Source organism: Streptomyces sp. bgisy100 (assembly GCF_057709105.1).
In genome coordinates this window covers 14,813-31,670 of record NZ_JBYITE010000026.1, presented here as the reverse complement: position 1 = coordinate 31,670, position 16,858 = coordinate 14,813, and the positions used below count along the sequence as shown (strand labels likewise).

The 16,858-nt window shown below is 73.9% G+C and carries 13 protein-coding genes; 7 read left to right on the top strand and 6 right to left on the bottom strand.

From position 1 onward, the window contains the following. Positions 1-414: 414 nt before the first annotated feature. Both AC3EQ1_RS18500 and AC3EQ1_RS18495 read right to left on the bottom strand, forming a co-directional pair. Positions 415-2,763 (bottom strand): heavy metal translocating P-type ATPase, encoded by a 2,349-nt coding sequence (locus AC3EQ1_RS18500; RefSeq protein WP_432095422.1) that lies wholly within the window; start codon positions 2,761-2,763, stop codon positions 415-417. Between the two features lie 303 nt (positions 2,764-3,066). Continuing rightward, positions 3,067-3,303: a heavy-metal-associated domain-containing protein gene (locus tag AC3EQ1_RS18495; RefSeq protein ID WP_432095421.1), complete on the bottom strand. Its 237-nt coding sequence runs from the start codon at positions 3,301-3,303 to the stop codon at positions 3,067-3,069. Between the two features lie 521 nt (positions 3,304-3,824). Between AC3EQ1_RS18495 and AC3EQ1_RS18490 the strand changes: the two genes are divergently transcribed. Beyond that, positions 3,825-5,081, top strand: a complete 1,257-nt coding sequence (locus tag AC3EQ1_RS18490) for a DedA family protein (RefSeq protein ID WP_432095420.1) — start codon at positions 3,825-3,827, stop codon at positions 5,079-5,081. A gap of 193 nt (positions 5,082-5,274) precedes the next feature. On the opposite strand, the gene AC3EQ1_RS18485 is transcribed toward AC3EQ1_RS18490, so the two are convergent. The 4 genes from AC3EQ1_RS18485 to AC3EQ1_RS18470 form a co-directional block, all read right to left on the bottom strand. Continuing rightward, complete coding sequence (locus tag AC3EQ1_RS18485; RefSeq protein WP_432095419.1) at positions 5,275-5,472, bottom strand: helix-turn-helix transcriptional regulator; 198 nt, start codon at positions 5,470-5,472, stop codon at positions 5,275-5,277. Between the two features lie 365 nt (positions 5,473-5,837). Continuing rightward, complete coding sequence (locus tag AC3EQ1_RS18480; RefSeq protein WP_432095418.1) at positions 5,838-6,857, bottom strand: Gfo/Idh/MocA family protein; 1,020 nt, start codon at positions 6,855-6,857, stop codon at positions 5,838-5,840. Between the two features lie 210 nt (positions 6,858-7,067). Further along, positions 7,068-8,087, bottom strand: coding sequence for a Gfo/Idh/MocA family protein (locus AC3EQ1_RS18475; RefSeq protein ID WP_432095417.1), 1,020 nt, complete (start codon positions 8,085-8,087; stop codon positions 7,068-7,070). A gap of 207 nt (positions 8,088-8,294) precedes the next feature. Next, positions 8,295-9,221, bottom strand: a complete 927-nt coding sequence (locus AC3EQ1_RS18470) for a sugar phosphate isomerase/epimerase family protein (RefSeq protein WP_432095416.1) — start codon at positions 9,219-9,221, stop codon at positions 8,295-8,297. Positions 9,222-9,518: 297 nt separating this feature from the next. Here AC3EQ1_RS18470 and iolC point away from each other — a divergent pair, with 297 nt between their 5' ends. The 6 genes from iolC to AC3EQ1_RS18440 all read left to right on the top strand — a co-directional run bounded on the left by iolC (position 9,519) and on the right by AC3EQ1_RS18440 (position 16,720). After that, a complete protein-coding gene (iolC, locus tag AC3EQ1_RS18465) occupies positions 9,519-10,448 on the top strand; it encodes a 5-dehydro-2-deoxygluconokinase (protein WP_432095468.1) in 930 nt (309 codons plus the stop codon). Positions 10,449-10,485: 37 nt separating this feature from the next. Beyond that, on the top strand, positions 10,486-11,373 hold the full coding sequence (locus AC3EQ1_RS18460) for a Cgl0159 family (beta/alpha)8-fold protein (protein ID WP_432095415.1): 888 nt from the start codon (positions 10,486-10,488) through the stop codon (positions 11,371-11,373). 28 nt (positions 11,374-11,401) lie between these two features. Next, positions 11,402-12,310 (top strand): 5-deoxy-glucuronate isomerase, encoded by a 909-nt coding sequence (gene iolB / locus AC3EQ1_RS18455; RefSeq protein WP_432095414.1) that lies wholly within the window; start codon positions 11,402-11,404, stop codon positions 12,308-12,310. Between the two features lie 79 nt (positions 12,311-12,389). Further along, entirely contained in the window at positions 12,390-14,276 is a 1,887-nt protein-coding gene (iolD, locus tag AC3EQ1_RS18450; protein WP_432095413.1) for a 3D-(3,5/4)-trihydroxycyclohexane-1,2-dione acylhydrolase (decyclizing), read from the top strand. A 25-nt stretch (positions 14,277-14,301) separates the two neighbouring features. Continuing rightward, positions 14,302-15,795, top strand: coding sequence for a CoA-acylating methylmalonate-semialdehyde dehydrogenase (gene mmsA, locus AC3EQ1_RS18445; RefSeq protein ID WP_432095412.1), 1,494 nt, complete (start codon positions 14,302-14,304; stop codon positions 15,793-15,795). Positions 15,796-15,979: 184 nt separating this feature from the next. Further along, entirely contained in the window at positions 15,980-16,720 is a 741-nt protein-coding gene (locus AC3EQ1_RS18440) for a flavodoxin family protein (protein WP_432095411.1), read from the top strand. Positions 16,721-16,858 lie beyond the last annotated feature (138 nt).

The following is a 16,858-nucleotide window of genomic DNA, read 5'->3' as shown; positions in this document are numbered from 1 at the left end:
GGGCGTCTGCTGGCCGCAGTGGTGCTCTCTGCGTGCCCGTGCGATCTGCCGGGACGCGTACGTTCGGGAGGGCCGCTCAAAGCTCCCCGGGCACGGGTCCCGGCCACGCACAACCCGGTCCGTCCCCCAAGACGCACCCGGTCTGGCCGATGCCGTCACTCCGCCGGGAGTGCTGGCATCGCACGGTTAGACTCACGACCCCCTGGAATGGTTACGTTCCAACCCCTGTGATCTAGGTCTCTTGCCATATGCGCACCAACACGGGCAAGAGCCTCGATTAGGAGATCGAGGCCCTCGCGTAGACGTGTTGTGGGCCATGTGGGGATTATGTAAAAGTCCCGGCCTGATGGGAAGGGCTTCGGCCGTAGTGATCGTGTCCAGATCGGTTGGGCCGCGGGTGCGCTCCTGTCGGGATCAGTTGAAACGCCTCAGGCGGAGGCTGTTGGTCACCACGAAGACCGAGGAGAACGCCATCGCCGCCCCCGCGATCATCGGGTTGAGCAGCCCGGCCGCGGCCAGCGGCAGGGCCGCCAGGTTGTAGCCGAAGGCCCAGCCCAGATTGCCCTTGATGGTGGCCAGCGTCCGGCGGGCGAGCCGGATGGCGTCCGCCGCCACCCGGAGGTCGCCCCGGACCAGCGTCAGGTCGCCCGCCTCGATCGCGGCGTCCGTGCCCGTGCCCATGGCCAGGCCCAGATCGGCGGTGGCCAGCGCGGCCGCGTCATTGACGCCGTCGCCCACCATCGCGACCGTCCGGCCCTCGCCCTGGAGCCGGCGCACCGCGTCCACCTTGTCCTCCGGCAGCACCTCGGCCACCACCTCGTCGATGCCGACGGCGCGGGCCACCGCCTCGGCCACGGCCCGGTTGTCGCCCGTGAGCAGCACCGGCGTCAGCCCCAGCCGGCGCAGCTCCGCCACGGCGGCGGCACTCGACTCCTTGACGGTGTCCGCGACGGTCAGCACCCCGCGCGCCGCGCCGTCCCAGGCGACCAGGACCGTGGTCCGGCCCTCGGCCTCCGCCGCGGCCTTCGCCTCCGCCAGCCGCTCCGGCACGGTCACGGAGTGCTCCGCCAGGAGCTTCTCGCGGCCGACGACGACCTCATGGCCGTCCACGACGCCCCGCACCCCCAGGCCGGGGACGTTCTCGAAGCTCTCCGGCACGAGCAGCGGACCGGTGCGCTCGGCCGCTCCGGCGGCGATCGCGCGGGCCACCGGATGCTCAGAGGCGTGCTCCAGCGGGCCGGCGAGCCGCAGCAGCTCCGCCTCCGTCGTCCCCTCGGCGGTGATCACACCCTGGAAGGCCATCCGCCCGGTGGTCACCGTGCCCGTCTTGTCCAGGACGACGGTGTCCACCCGCCGGGTCGACTCCAGCACCTCGGGGCCCTTGATGAGGATGCCGAGCTGCGCGCCGCGTCCGGTGCCGACCATGAGCGCGGTCGGGGTGGCCAGCCCCAGGGCGCAGGGGCAGGCGATGATCAGTACGGCCACGGCCGCGGTGAACGCCGCGGTGATGTCGTTGGTCGCCAGCAGCCACGCCACCAGGGTGCCGACCGAGATCAGCAGCACCACAGGCACGAAGATCCCGGAGATCCGGTCGGCGAGCCGCTGCACCTCGGCCTTGCCGTTCTGCGCGTCCTCGACGAGCTTCGCCATCCGGGCCAGCTGGGTGTCCGCGCCGACCCGGGTGGCCTCCACGACCAGCCGGCCGCCGGCGTTCACCGTCGCGCCGGTCACCCCGTCGCCGACGGTCACGTCCGCCGGTACGGACTCCCCGGTCAGCAGGGCGGCGTCCACGGCGGAGCTGCCCTCAACCACCGTGCCGTCCGTGGCGATCTTCTCGCCGGGACGGACCACGAACCGGTCGCCGACGGCGAGCCGGGCGGCGGGGATGCGCTCCTCCCGGCCGTCGGGACGCAGCACGGCCACGTCCTTGGCGCCCAGCTCCAGCAGGGCCCGCAGCGCCGCGCCCGCCCGGCGCTTGGCCTTCGCCTCCAGATAGCGGCCGAGCAGGATGAACGTCGTCACCCCGGCCGCGACCTCCAGATAGATCGTCGACGCGGCGTCCGCGCGGGAGCCGGCGACGTCGAAGCCGTGCCGCATGCCCGTCATCCCCGCGTCGCCGAGGAACAGCGCCCACAGGGACCAGCCGAAGGCGGCCAGCGTGCCCACCGAGACCAGGGTGTCCATGGTGGCCGCGCCGTGCCGGGCGTTGGTCCAGGCGGCCCGGTGGAACGGCAGCGCGCCCCACACCACGACGGGGGCGGCCAGCGTCAGCGAGAGCCACTGCCAGTTGTCGAACTGCAGCGCCGGCACCATCGCCAGGAGCACCACCGGCACGGACAGGACGAGTGAGACCAGCAGCCGCTGCCGGAGCGCGGCGAGCTCGGCGTCCTGCGGGGTGCCCCCGCCGCTCGCGCCGCCGTCCTCGGCCGTGGTGGCGTCCGCCGCGGACCGCTGCGGCTCCTCGGGTTCCGGGGGCGGGGGCTGCTCGGCCGTGTAACCGGTGCGCTCCACCGTGGCGATGAGATCGGCGATCCCGACCCCGGACCCGTACGCGACCTTGGCCTTCTCGGTGGCGAAGTTGACGGTGGCGGTGACGCCCTCCATCCGGTTGAGCTTCTTCTCGACGCGCGCGGCGCAGGACGCGCACGTCATGCCGCCGATGGTCAGTTCGACGTGCGAGGCGTCCGGGGTGTCCGGGGCCGCCGAGGCGTCCGGGGCTGCCGAGCCGTCCGTGACGGGGGTCTCCGGTGCCGTGCTGGTCATGCGGGTCTCCTCAGGAGGAGGGCCGGGCTCTGCGGCTGGTGGGCGCGGGCCGGGCCGTGCAGTCGCTGGATGGTGCGGAGCGGGGTGCGGTGGCCGAGTGCCGTCCGGCGAGGTGCTCTGGGGCCGAGTGGGGTGCGGCCGGGCGGAGCGGGCCGGGAGGCGGCCGGCGCGGGACGGGCTGTGAGGGGGAGGCGGCCGGTGCGGGGCGGGCCGTGTGGCGGGGGCGGTTGGTGCGGGCCGGAGGCGGTGCTTCCGAAAAGCCCGTCCCCGCGGGCCCGTTCCACCTCACGGGCCGCCTCCGGGTCAGGCCTGCCCGGCGAGCTCGAAGCCGGCCTCGTCCACCGCGGCCCGTACGGCCGCCTCGTCCAGCGCGGCCGCGGAGGTGACCGTGACGAGCCCGGTGGCGGCCACGGCCTCGACGGAGCGGACCCCGTCGAGCGCGGAGACCTCCTCGGTCACCGCGCCCTCGCAGTGGCCGCAGGTCATTCCGGTGACCCGGTAGGTGGTGGTGACGGTGCCGGTCGCGGTCTCGGCGGTCATGGTGCTTCTCCTGTCCGGTACTACGAGGTCGTTGTCCACCAGGGTGCCTCGGGATGCCCCCGGTGCGCCCTGAACGCTGTCCACTATACCCCCAGGGGGTATTTCTCCTCCGGGGTCGCGTTCGGGGTGGCGGTGGTGGGCCGGTGGTGGATCGGTGGTGGATCGGTGGCCGCTCGGGAAGCCGCGGGTCTGCTGGGTTGTGGGGTTGCTCGGACTCGATGGGGCCCGGGGGCCGGTCCTTCGTCGTGGCTGTCCCTCTCAGGGGTCGCCCGCAGGTCCCGCCGGGTTCCCGCGGGTACGCTGGTGTCTCAATAGCCGCTATTCGTGCGCTTTGACCGAGATGCGCGTTTCGGGTGGCCGGGGTCAGCACCTGTTCGGCTCCGATGCAGGCCCGAAGCAGGCCGGGAAGCCGACATCGTCATCGGAGTCGACGTCGAGACCGGTGACGGCCGTCGGTACGTGATCCGCGCTTCGGTGCGAAGCGGGGCGGAGGGCGGCGGTCCGGGCGAGGGGCGGTCGGCATGGACGTGCTGTGGGCGTACGCGCTGCTGGCGCTGACGACGCTCCCGCCCCTGGTGCCGAACTCCGGGCTGCTGGTGGCCGCGGGCGTACTGGCGTCGCAGGGCAGCCTGAACCTCGCGCTGGTCCTGCTGGTCGTCGCCGGCAGCGCACTCCTCGGGGATCTGCTGATGAACCTGGCGGGCCGCCGCTTCAGCGGTCCGGTGCAGCGCTGGGCGGAGCGCAGCCGCCGGCGGCGGGCACTCCTGGACTGGACCACGCTGCAGATCCAGCGGCACGGTGTGCCGTTCGTCATCGCCGCCCGCTTCCTGCCGAGCGGGCGCCTGGTCGGCGCGCTGGCCGCGGGTGTCGTCCGGTACCCCGTCCGCCGCTATCTCCTCGGCGCGGGTATCGCCGAGGTCGTCTGGGCGACGTACTCCGTGGGCCTGGGCTACGTGGGCAGCGCGGCGGCGGGCGACCCGTTCTACGCCGCCCTCCTCGGGATCGGGCTGTCCGCACTGGTGGCCGGGGTGGGCGCGCTGGTGCAGTCGGCGGGCAGCCGGGGGTACCTCTGGCGGGGGCGGTCCCGCCGTGGTGAGGAGCCGGTCGCCGGGCCGGCTGACGGGCCGGCTGACGGGCCGGCTGACGGGCCGGTTGCCGGGCCCACCGCCGGGCCCGCCGCCGGGCCCACCGCCGGATCGGCCACTGGGTCAGCCGCCGGGCCTGCCGTCGGGCGTGCCTCAGGGCCCGACGCTGGGACGGCTGACGGCTCGGCCGGTGGGGCGGCTGCGGACGAGCCGGTGGCAGGTGGTGCGGTCGCCGATGGTGCGGCTCCCGGGTCCGAGGTGGCCTCGGGCGGTCCGGTGGCGGGCGCCGCTGGGTACGGCGGGCTGCGCGGCGCGGCGGGGAGCCCCCCGGGGAGCGGCGGGAATCGTTCGGCCGACGGCACGGACCCGGTCGGGGCGGGTGGTGGTCAGGGGCGTTCCGGCCGGACGCAGTCCGAGGGGCGGGCAGCCTTCGGTCCCGGTCCCGGTCCCGAATCCGGCCCTGGCCTGGGTGCCGCCCCTGGCCGGGTCGATGAACCCGGTTCCGGATCCGCTCGTGCCCTCGGTCCGGCTCGCCCCGAAGCGGTGTGCGGGGGCGGCGCGGTGGCGGCCGGGGCGTGCGTCTGCGCGTCACTCGCCGCGCCTGCGGCACGAGAGCGGCCGGCATCGGGTCACCCCGACCGGCCCCGGGGCATCGACGGGACGGGCTCGCGGCGGGGCTCCCCGCGGAGGTGAACGGCCGGGCCACGAAGGCGAGCGCCCGGGCCGCGAGGTGGACGACCGGACCGTGTTAGCGAACGCCCGGGCCGCGAGGTGAACGGCCGGACCGCGTGGAGGGAACGGCGTGGTGCGATCCGTGGTGCGAACGGTGCGGCGTGGTGCGGCCGGCGGGGGTGGGGGTGCGGCCGCACGTCCGTGCCTGCGTGCCTCAGTCCCGTGAGCGCCGGTTGCTCGGCCGTCTGCTGACCCAGCCGCGGATCGTGTCCGCGTACCAGTAGGGCTTGCCGCTCTCCACATGGTCCGGCGGCGGCAGCAGTCCGTGCTTCCGGTACGAGCGGACGGTGTCGGTCTGCACGCTGATGTGTGCGGCGATCTCCTTGTAGGACCACAGCCTGCGGTCGGTCATCCAACGCACCTTCCTCGCGGGACCGCAGCAACGGGCCCGGGGGAGAGCCGTCGGGGGACTGCGGCGCACCGCTGATGATCAGTTCGCCTGTGTCCGGTCAACGACACCCCGTGACCGGGGTGGAGCTCTGTCGACCGGCTGTGACACGACATCAGCGAACCGGTGACAACTGTCGCGAGAGCCGGACAGCCCGGACGGAACCATGTCCGGCCGTCTGGATTCGCCGTCTTCGGACCTCGGACCTCGGACCTCGGACCTCGGACCTCGGACCTCGGTGCCCGGTGCCCGGTGCCCGGAGCCCCCCGGCCCGTGGTCCGCGGCTCTCAGCCCTCCGCTCTCAGCCCTCAGCCCGCGGCTCTCCGCCCTCAGGCCGGACCGGCGATCCGTTCGACCAGCTCCGCGGGCCGCACCGGCCGGTGCTCGGCGCGGGAGAGTTCGCAGGCCTCGGCGACCAGCAGCGCGTGCAGCGCCTCCTCGCCGGAGCAGGGGTTCGGGGCCTCCCCGCGGGCCGCGCGGACGAAGGCGGCCAGCTCGGCGCGGTAGGCGGGGGCGAAGCGCTCCAGGAAGCCCGTCCAGGGGCGCTCGGGGGCGGGCGGCCCGCCGGGCTCGGCGGAGGTGAACGGCGTCCGGTCGTCCAGGCCGACTACGAACTGGTCCCGCTCGCCGGAGAGTTCCATCCGCACGTCGTAGCCGGCGCCGTTGTAGCGGGTGGCGGTCGCGGTGACCAGCGTGCCGTCGTCCAGGGTGAGCAGCGCGGCGGCCGTGTCGACGTCGCCGGCCTCGCGGAAGAAGGCGGCCCCGCCGTTCGTCCCGGTCGCGAACGCCTCGACCACCTCACGGCCCGTCAGCCACCGCACGGCGTCGAAGTCGTGCACCAGACAGTCCCGGATCAGCCCGCCGGACAGCGGCAGGAAGGCGGGCGGCGGCGGTGCGGGGTCGGAGGTGACGGCCCGTACGGTGTGCAGCCGTCCGAGCCGGCCGGTGCGCAGCGCCTCGCGGGCCGCCAGGTAGCCGGCGTCGAACCGCCGCTGGAACCCCATCTGGAGCAGGGTCCCGGCGCGTTCGACCTCCCGCAGGGCGGTCACCGTTCCGGCCAGGTCCGTGGCGACGGGCTTCTCGCAGTACGCGGGCAGCCCGGCGCGGGCCGCGCGGGTGATCAGCGCGGCGTGCGAGGCGGTCGCGGTGGCGATCACGACCGCGTCGACGCCCGCGGCGAAGACGGCGTCCACCGACTCGGCCGCCGTCGCCCCGGTCCGCCCGGCCAGCGCGGCGGCCCGGCCGCGGTCCACGTCCCCGATGACGAGTTCGTCGACACCGGGCGTGGCGAGCAGGGCCTCCGCGTGGAAGGCGCCGATCCGGCCGGCGCCGAGAAAGCCGATGCGCATGGGTTCCCCTTCTCCTGTCGGTTTCCCGTCCGGTGCCGTCCCGTCCTGTCCGTCCCGTGCAAGCGCCGACCGGTTCCGGTTCCGGTTCCGCCGTGGTGCCCCGTCGCGGGGCCGGGGGACGGCGAGCGCGACGACCGTCCGTAGCCCGGCCCGCCCGGCCCGCCCGGCTCAGCGGTGCCGGACGGGGCCACGGCATGGGCCGCCCGCCCGTCAGCGGTAGAGCGCCGGCCGTTCGGCCAGGCCGGTCGCCGTCCGCTCGCCGGTGGCCTGCGCCCGAACGCCCGCCTCGCAGACCGCGGCCGCCGCGTAGCCGTCCCAGGCGCTCGGGCCCTCGACCTCGCCGCGGCGGGTCGCGTCCACCCAGCGCTGCACCTCCCGGTCGTACGCCTCCTCGAAGCGGGTGACGAAGTCCTGGTCGATCTCGCCGCCCCAGCGCCCGGCGGAGTTGGTGACCATGGCGTGGCCGTCGCCGATCCGCGCGCTGCCGGACTCGCCCACCGCCTCGCACTGCACCTGGTAGCCGAAGCCGCAGTTGACGAAGATCTCCACATCCACGACCGCGCCGCCGGAGGTCTCGAAGAGGACCAGCTGCGGGTCGCTGAGCGCGTCCGGGGCGGCGGCGGACGGCGTGGGCCGGAGCACCGTCACGGCCGTGATCTCCTGGTCCAGCAGCCAGCGGGTGGTGTCGATCTCGTGCACCACCGAGTCGTTGATCATCATCTGGTTGGTGAAACCGGGCGGGGTGGCGACGTTCCGGTGCTTGCAGTGCAGCATCAGCGTCCGGCCGAACCGCCCGCTGTCCAGCAGCTCCTTGAGCTTCAGATACTCCGCGTCGTAGCGGCGCATGAAGCCGACCGAGACCCGCCGGTGGCCCAGCCGCTGTTCGGCCTCCAGCACCCGCAGCGCCGAGGCGGCGTCCGGGGTGAGCGGCTTCTCGCAGAGCACCGGCAGATCGTGGGCGAACGCCTGGAGCAGCGCCGCCTCGTGGGCCGGGCCGGGCGAGGCGATCAGCACCGCGTCGACGTCGGGGTCGGCCATCGCGGCGGCGGTGTCGCTGTAGGCGGTGCAGCCGTCGATCCGGCCGGCGAGCTGCTTGGCCCGCTCGGCGTCGATGTCGACGACGGCCGCGACCCGGGCGCCGCTGGTCACCTCGGTGATCCGGCGGACGTGGTCCGCGCCCATCCGGCCGGTGCCGATGACCGCTACGCCGAGTGTTCCGTGCTTCGTCATGGTGTCCCTCGTCAGTCGTGTCTGCATGATCGGCCGGGCCGGCGTCCGGCTGAAGCGGACGGGCCCCGGGACGGCCGGTTCACCCGGTCGCGGGGCCGCCCCGGTGACGGAGCCGGTTCCGGCGCGGGGCGCCCGCACCTCCCATGCCTACCCGGTGCGCGCCGCGGTGTCCGGTCCCGGTCGGGGGCGCATCCCGCCGGGACGGCCTCAGGCGCCGCAGCTGCGGAGGAAGCGGCGGGTCCGTTCGGCGATGGGGAACGGCCGGTCCGGCGGGCACGGGTACATGTCCTGCTCGACGATGGCGAAGAGGTCGATGCCCAGGCCCTGCGCGGCCGTCAGCACCGGCTCCAGCTCGGGTACCCCGCCCGGCGGCTCGCACATCACGCCCCGCTGGACGGCCGGCCCGAACGGCACCCCGTCCCGGACCACCTCGGCCAGGATCTCCGGGTCCACCTGCTTGAGGTGGAGATAGCCGATCCGCTCGCCGTAGGTCTCGATGAGCTTGACGCTGTCGCCGCCGCAGTAGGCGTAGTGCCCGGTGTCCAGGCAGAGCCCGACCGCGTCGGGGTCGGTCGCGTCGAGGAAGCGGGCGACGTTCTCCTCGCCGTCGATATGGGTGTCGGCGTGCGGGTGGACCACGATCTCCAGCCCGAACTCCTCCCGCACCCGCCGCCCCAGCCGCTCCATGCCACCGGCCAGATCGCGCCACTGTTCCGGCGTCAGGACCGGGCTCTCCAGCACCTCGGCGGTCTTGTCGTCGCGCCAGAAGGCCGGGATGACGACGAGATGGCGGGCGCCCATGGCCTGTGTCAGCCGGGCGACCTGCGCGACGTGGTCCCAGGTGGCGTCCCAGACGGCGGGGCCGCGGTGCAGGGCGGTGAAGACGGTGCCGGCCGAGACCTTCAGCGCGCGCCGGGTGATCTCCTCGGTGAGGCGTGCGGGGTCGGTGGGGAGGTAGCCGTACGGTCCCAGCTCGATCCAGGAGTAGCCCGCCTGCGCGACCTCGTCGAGGAAGCGCTGCCAGGGCACCTGCTGGGGGTCGTCCGGGAACCACACCCCCCAGGAGTCGGGGGCGGAGCCGACCCGGATCCGGTCGAGGGCAGGGGTGCTGGCCAGGGGCTGGGTGGCTGTCATGCCGCGTAGCCTCCACCTCGCTCCGGCGAGTGTCAAGACTTCGTCCTGACATAAGGACTTAACGTCAATACGGGGCAACGCCCCTGCTCCGCGGGCGTGTCACCCGGCCTGCGCTCCACCACGTCCGAATGTCAGGACAAACTATTGACAGCGTGCGAGGGGCACGGTTAGACCTGTCACCGGGAACCGGCCCGGCCGAGCGACAACGAAGGGGCGCACATGCCGCACTCTCCCGGGAGGGAGCCCTCCGCACCACCCCCCTCCCCCCATGCCGACCACCCCCATGACCTGATCACCATGGGCAGGATCGGGGTGGACATCTATCCGCTGCAGACCGGGATGTCGCTCGCGGAGGTCGACACGTTCGGCAAGTTCCTCGGCGGCTCACCCACCAATGTCGCCGTCGCCGCCGCCCGGCTGGGCCGGCGCGCCGCCGTCGTCAGCCGCACCGGCGCCGACCCGTTCGGCGACTACATCCACCGGGCGCTGCGGGAGTTCGGCGTGGACGACCGCTGGGTGACGCCGGTGGACGCCTACCCCACCCCGGTCACCTTCTGCGAGATCTTCCCGCCCGACGACTTCCCCCTCTACTTCTACCGCCGGCCCAAGGCCCCCGATCTGGAGATCGCCGCCGGTGAGCTGGACCTGACCGCGATCCGGGACGCCCGGATCTTCTGGATGACCGGCACCGGGCTGTGCGAGGAGCCCAGCCGCGGGGCGACCCTCGCCGCGCTCGCCACCCGCGCGAAATCCGGCACCACCGTCTTCGACCTCGACTGGCGGCCCATGTTCTGGCCGGACGAGGACCCCATGGCCGCCGCCCGCCCGGTCTACGCCGAGGCCCTCGCCCACGCCACCGTCGCCGTCGGCAACCTCGACGAGTGCCAGGTCGCCACCGGCGTCCGGGAGCCCGAGGCGTGCGCCGAGGCGCTGCTCGACGCGGGCGTGGAGCTCGCCGTCGTCAAACAGGGCCCCAAGGGCGTCCTCGCCCTGCACCGCGACGGCAGCCGCGCCGAGGTGCCGCCCGTCCCCGTCGAGGTGGTCAACGGGCTCGGCGCGGGCGACGCGTTCGGCGGCGCGCTGTGCCACGGACTGCTGGCCGGCTGGGACCTGGAACGCACCATGCGGCACGCCAACGCCGCCGGTGCCATCGTCGCCTCCCGCCTCGCCTGCTCCTCCGCCATGCCCACCGAGGCCGAGGTCGTGGAACTCCTCGGCCGCGGCTGACCGCCGCGGCCCACCCCATCCGAGAGAGAGCGCTCCTGTGACCCTCCGTATCTCCGACATCGTCAAGGTGCGGACCCGCCACCCCGAGGCCATCGCGGAGGCCGCCGCCCGAAGGCCCCGCCGGCCCCTGATCGGCGACAGCGGCCGACTGATGATCATCGCGGCCGACCACCCGGCGCGCGGCGCCCTCGCCGTGGGCGACCGCGAACTGGCCATGGCCAACCGCGCCGACCTCCTCGAACGGCTCTGCCGGGCGCTGTCCCGGCCCGGCGTCGACGGTGTCCTGGCCACCGCCGACATCCTCGACGACCTGCTGCTGCTCGGCGCCCTGGACCACAAGGTCGTCATCGGCTCGATGAACCGCGGCGGACTCGCCGGCGCCGCCTTCGAGATGGACGACCGCTTCACCGGCCACCGCGCCGAGGACCTGGCCCGCTCCGGCTTCGACGCGGGCAAGCTGCTGCTGCGCATCGACTACGACGACCCCGGCTCGCTCACCACCCTGCTCTCCACCGCCCGCGCCATCGACGACATGGCCGCGCACCGGCTGCCCGTCTTCGTCGAACCCTTCCTCTCCCGCCGGGTCGCCGGCCGCGTGCGGAACGACCTGAGCGCTGAGGCGGTGACCAAGTCCATCGCCATAGCCTCCGGACTCGCCGGCACCTCCGCGTACACCTGGCTGAAGGTGCCGGTCACCGAGAATCCGGACGACATGGCCGCCGCGCTGGAGGCCTCCACCCTCCCGGTGGTGCTGCTCGGCGGCGAGGCGGGCGACACCGCGGAGGAACAGGCCGGACGGTTCGAGACGTGGCGCAAGGCGCTGCGGCTGCCGACCGTGCAGGGTCTGGTCGTCGGCCGCTCGCTGCTCTACCCGGCCGACGGCGACGTCACCGCCGCCGTCGACACCGCCGTCGGACTGCTCTGAACCGGCCCCTCCCGCAGGAGACCCCCTCATGACCTTCCCCGATCCCCGCACCGGCGACCGCCACCACCTCCGGGCCGGCAGCACGGCCGACGGACCGTACGCCCTGCACATCGACCCGGAGCGGGCCGGCTGGGACCACTCCGCCCTGCGGATCCTTCAACTGCCGCCCGGCGGCGGTCACTCCTTCGCCACCGGAGACAGCGAGTGGATCGTGCTGCCGCTCGGCGGCGGCTGCACGGTCCGCGCCGACGGCGAGACCTTCGAACTCCACGGCCGGGCCGACGTCTTCAGCGGCGTCACCGACTTCGCCTACCTGCCGCGCGACGCCGAGGCGGAGATCGTCTCCGCCGCGGGCGGCCGCTTCGCCCTCACCGGCGCCCGCTGCGACCGCCGGCTGCCCGCCCGCTACGGCCCCGCCTCCGGCGTCCCCGTCGAACTGCGCGGCGCCGGAACCTGCTCCCGCCAGGTCAACAACTTCGCCGCGGCCGGGGTCTTCGAGGCCGACCGGCTCATCGCGGTCGAGGTCCTCACCCCCGGCGGCAACTGGTCCTCCTACCCGCCGCACAAGCACGACGAGTGCCGCCCGGGCGTGGAGTCCGAACTCGAGGAGATCTACTACTTCGAGATCGCCCCCGCCCACGGCACCGAAGGGCTCGGCTACCAGCGCGTGACGCCCTCGGGGCCCGGGAAGGACACCGACGTCCTCGCCGAGGTGCGCACCGGTGACGCGGTCGTCATCCCGGACGGCTGGCACGGCCCGTCCATGGCCGCGCCCGGCCACGCCATGTACTACCTGAACGTCATGGCGGGCCCCGGAGCGGAACGGGCGTGGCTGATCTGCGACCACCCCGACCACACCTGGATCCGCGGAACCTGGCCCGAGCAGCCCGTCGACCCGCGGCTGCCGCTCTACGAAGCGCCGGAGGAGACCCGATGAGCCGACCGCCCGCCCGCGCGGTGCCGGAGGAGGCCCGCGCAGTGCCCCAGGGAAGCCCGTCAGCGCCGGAGGAGACCCGATGACCCCCTCGCCCACCCGCCGACTCACCGTCGCCCAGGCCCTGGTGGAGTTCCTCGGCCGCCAGTACACCGAGCGGGACGGGCGGCGGCACCGGCTGATCGGCGCCTGCTGGGGCATCTTCGGCCACGGCAACGTCGCGGGCCTGGGCCAGGCGCTGCTGGAGTCCGGACCGGAGCGGATGCCGTACCTCCAGGGCCGCAACGAACAGGCCATGGTCCATGCCGCCGTCGGCTACGCCCGGCAGTCCGGCCGACTGTCCGCGCAGGCCGTCACCACCTCCATCGGCCCCGGCGCCACCAACCTCGTCACCGGCGCCGCGCTGGCCACCGTCAACCGGCTCCCGGTGCTGCTGCTCCCCGGCGACACCTTCGCCACCCGCCCCGCCGACCCCGTCCTCCAGCAGCTCGAAGTCCCCTCCGCGGGCGATGTGTCGGTCAACGACTGCCTGCGGCCGGTCTCGAAGTACTTCGACCGGGTCACCCGGCCCGAGGCGCTGATCCCGGCCGCCCTCCAGGCCGTGCGGGTGCTGGCCGACCCGGTCGACACCGGGGCCGTCACCCTGGCCCTGCCGCAGGACGTCCAGGCCGAGGCGTACGACTGGCCCGAGGAGTTCTTCGCCGAGCGGGTCTGGCACGTCCGCCGCCCCGCGCCGGACGCCGACGCCGTCGCCGAGGCCGCCCGCGCCGTCCGGAACGCCGCCCGCCCCCTGATCGTCGCGGGCGGCGGCATCCACCACAGCGAGGCCGAGGACGCCCTGCGGGCGCTGGCCGACGCCACCGGCATCCCCGTCGCCTCCACCCAGGCGGGCAAGGGCTCGCTGCGCCACGACCACCCCGCCGACCTCGGCGGCATCGGCCACACCGGCACGGCCGTCGCCGACGACCTGGCCCGCACCGCCGATCTGGTCATCGGGATCGGCACCCGCTACAGCGACTTCACCACCGCCTCCAACACCCTCTTCGCCGCGCCCGATGTCCGCTTCGTCAACCTCAACATCGCGCCCTTCGACGCCCACAAGATGGCCGCCGCCACCCTGGTCGGCGACGCCCGGGCGGGCCTGGAGGCGCTCACCGGGGCCCTCGCCGGCCACCGGGTCGACGCGGCGTACGAGGCGGAGTACCGCACCGGACGGGACCGCTGGGAGCAGAGCGTCGAGCGGGCCTTCGCCGCGGAGGACGACGGGGCCCGCCCCAGCCAGACCCAGGTCCTGGGCGCCCTGGACGGCGTCGTCGGCGACGAGGACGTGATCGTCAACGCGGCCGGCTCGCTCCCCGGCGATCTCCACAAGCTGTGGCGGGCCCGCTCCCCGCGCCAGTACCACCTGGAGTACGGCTACTCCTGCATGGGCTACGAGATCCCCGGCGCCATCGGCGTCCGGCTGGCCGCCCCCGACCGGCCGGTGTGGGCCCTGGTCGGCGACGGTACGTACCTGATGATGCCCACCGAGATCGTCACCGCCGTGCAGGAGGGGATCAACATCAACGTGGTGCTGATCCAGAACCACGGCTACGCCTCCATCGGCGGGCTCTCCGAGCAGACCGGCGGCGAGCGCTTCGGCACCGCCTACCGCTTCCGGGCCGCGGACGGCAGCTACACCGGCGACCCGCTGCCGGTCGACCTGGCCGCCAACGCCGCCAGCCTCGGCATGGCCGTGATCAGCGCCCGCACCGTCCGTGAGCTGCGTGAAGCCCTGGCCGAGGCCCGTGCGTCGGACCTCCCCACATGTGTCTATGTGGAGACCGAAACAGCCGACACAGTGTCCGGCGCGCCGGGAGCACAGGCGTGGTGGGATGTGCCGGTAGCCCAGACCGCCACCCGCCCGGCAGCCGTCAAAGCCCGGGAGGAGTACGAGCGCCACACGGCCGACCGGCGCCGTCATCTGTGAACCCCGAGGGAAAGGTCCCGATCTCATGAAGACCATCGACCACTGGATCGGCGGTAAGAGCGTCGAGGGTGCGTCCGGGAACTACGGTCCGGTCACCGACCCCGCGACGGGCGCGCAGACCACCCGGGTCGCCCTCGCCTCCGTCGACGAGGTCGACGCCGCCGTCGCCGCGGCCACCGCCGCGTACGGCACCTGGGGCACCTCCTCGCTCGCCGCGCGCACCGCCGTCCTGTTCAAGTACCGCGAGCTGCTGGACGCGCACCGCGACGAGATCGCCGAGCTGATCACCGCCGAGCACGGCAAGGTCCACTCCGACGCGCTCGGCGAGGTCGCCCGCGGCCTGGAGATCGTCGAGCTGGCCTGCGGGATCACCACCCAGCTCAAGGGCGAGCTGTCCACCCAGGTCTCCAGCCGGGTGGACGTCTCCTCGATCCGGCAGCCGCTGGGGGTCGTCGCGGGCATCACCCCGTTCAACTTCCCGGCCATGGTGCCGATGTGGATGTTCCCGCTGGCCATCGCCTGCGGCAACACCTTCGTCCTCAAGCCGAGCGAGAAGGACCCCTCGGCCGCGCTGCGGCTCGCCGAACTGGCCGCCGAAGCCGGGCTGCCGGACGGCGTCCTCAACGTCGTCAACGGTGACAAGGTCGCCGTCGACCGGCTGCTGGAGCACCCGGACGTGGCCGCCGTCTCCTTCGTCGGCTCCACCCCCATCGCCCGCCACATCCACACCACCGCCACCGCCAACGGCAAGCGGGTGCAGGCGCTGGGCGGCGCGAAGAACCACATGCTGGTCCTCCCCGACGCCGACCTGGACGCCGCCGCCGACGCCGCCGTCTCCGCCGCGTACGGCTCGGCGGGCGAGCGCTGCATGGCGATCTCCGCGGTCGTCGCGGTCGGCGCCACCGGCGACGAGCTGGTGGCAAAGATCCGGGACCGCGCCGAGAAGATCAAGATCGGCCCCGGGAACGACCCGGCCTCCGAGATGGGCCCGCTGATCACCAAGGCCCACCGCGACAAGGTCGCCTCGTACGTCACCGGCGCCGCCGCCCAGGGCGCCGAGGTGGTGCTCGACGGCACCGGCTTCACCGTCGAGGGCTTCGAGGACGGCCACTGGATCGGCCTCTCGCTGCTCGACAAGGTCTCCACCGACTCGGACGCCTACCGGGACGAGATCTTCGGCCCGGTGCTCTGCGTGCTGCGCGCCGAGACCTACGAGGAGGGCATCGCCCTCATCAACGCCTCGCCGTTCGGCAACGGCACCGCCGTCTTCACCCGCGACGGCGGCGCGGCCCGCCGCTTCCAGCTGGAGGTGCAGGCGGGCATGGTCGGCGTGAACGTGCCGATCCCGGTCCCCGTCGGCTACCACTCCTTCGGCGGCTGGAAGGACTCGATCTTCGGCGACCACCACATCTACGGCAACGACGGCGTGCACTTCTACACCCGCGGCAAGGTCGTCACCACCCGCTGGCCGGACCCCTCCGACGGCGGCGTGGACCTCGGTTTCCCGAAGAACCACTGACCCTCCCGCACCACCGCCGCGCGGGCCCGGCCGCGCCGCACCCCGGACCACCGGACGCGGCGCGGCCACCCGAACGGCACAGCGGCAGCACGGCCCGGCGCAACGCCGGGCCGTGTCGCGTTCCGGGCGCGGGCGTTCCGTGGTGGGCTTCTCGCCGGGGGCCGTCGAGAAGGAGGAGGAGACCGTGACCGGACCCGTCGACCCCGGACCGACCAAGAGGCCCCGGATCTACGACGACCTGCACGCCCTGTTCATCAACGGCACCCTGAAGCCGTCACCGCAGGTGAGCAACACCCAGGGGCTCATCGACATCAGCCGTTCGATCATGGAGCGGGAGGGCGTCCGGGTCGACGAGATCCGGGCGGTCGACCATGACATCGCCACCGGCACCTGGCCGGACATGACCGAGCACGGGGCGGCGAGCGACGCGTGGCCCCAGCTCTACGAGCGGGTGCTCGCCGCGGACATCCTGGTGCTGGCCGGCCCCATCTGGCTCGGCGACAACAGCTCCGTCACCAAGCGGGTCGTGGAACGCCTCTACAGCTGCTCCTCGCTGCTCAACGAGGCCGGTCAGTACGCCTACTACGGGCGCGTCGGCGGCTGCCTGATCACCGGCAACGAGGACGGCATCAAGCACTGTGCGATGAATCTCCTCTACAGCCTGCAGCACATCGGCTACGCCATCCCGCCGCAGGCCGACGCGGGCTGGATCGGCGAGGCCGGGCCCGGCCCGTCCTACCTGGACACCGGGTCGGGCGGCCCGGAGAACGAGTTCACCAACCGCAACACCACCTTCATGACCTGGAACCTCCTCCACCTCGCCCGCTTCCTCAAGGACGCCGGAGGCTTCCCGGCCCACGGCAACCAGCGCTCGGAGTGGGACGCGGGCTGCCGCTTCGACTTCGAGAACCCCGAGCACCGCTGACGGCGGCCGGGCCGGGCCGGGTGCCAGGGCGGGTCAGGCGCGAAGGGGAGGGACGAGGGCCGGGACGCACGACGCCGGGACGCAGGGGAGGGCGGCGCCGGGGGCGGACGGAGCCGAGGACGACGCCGGGGACGGTCG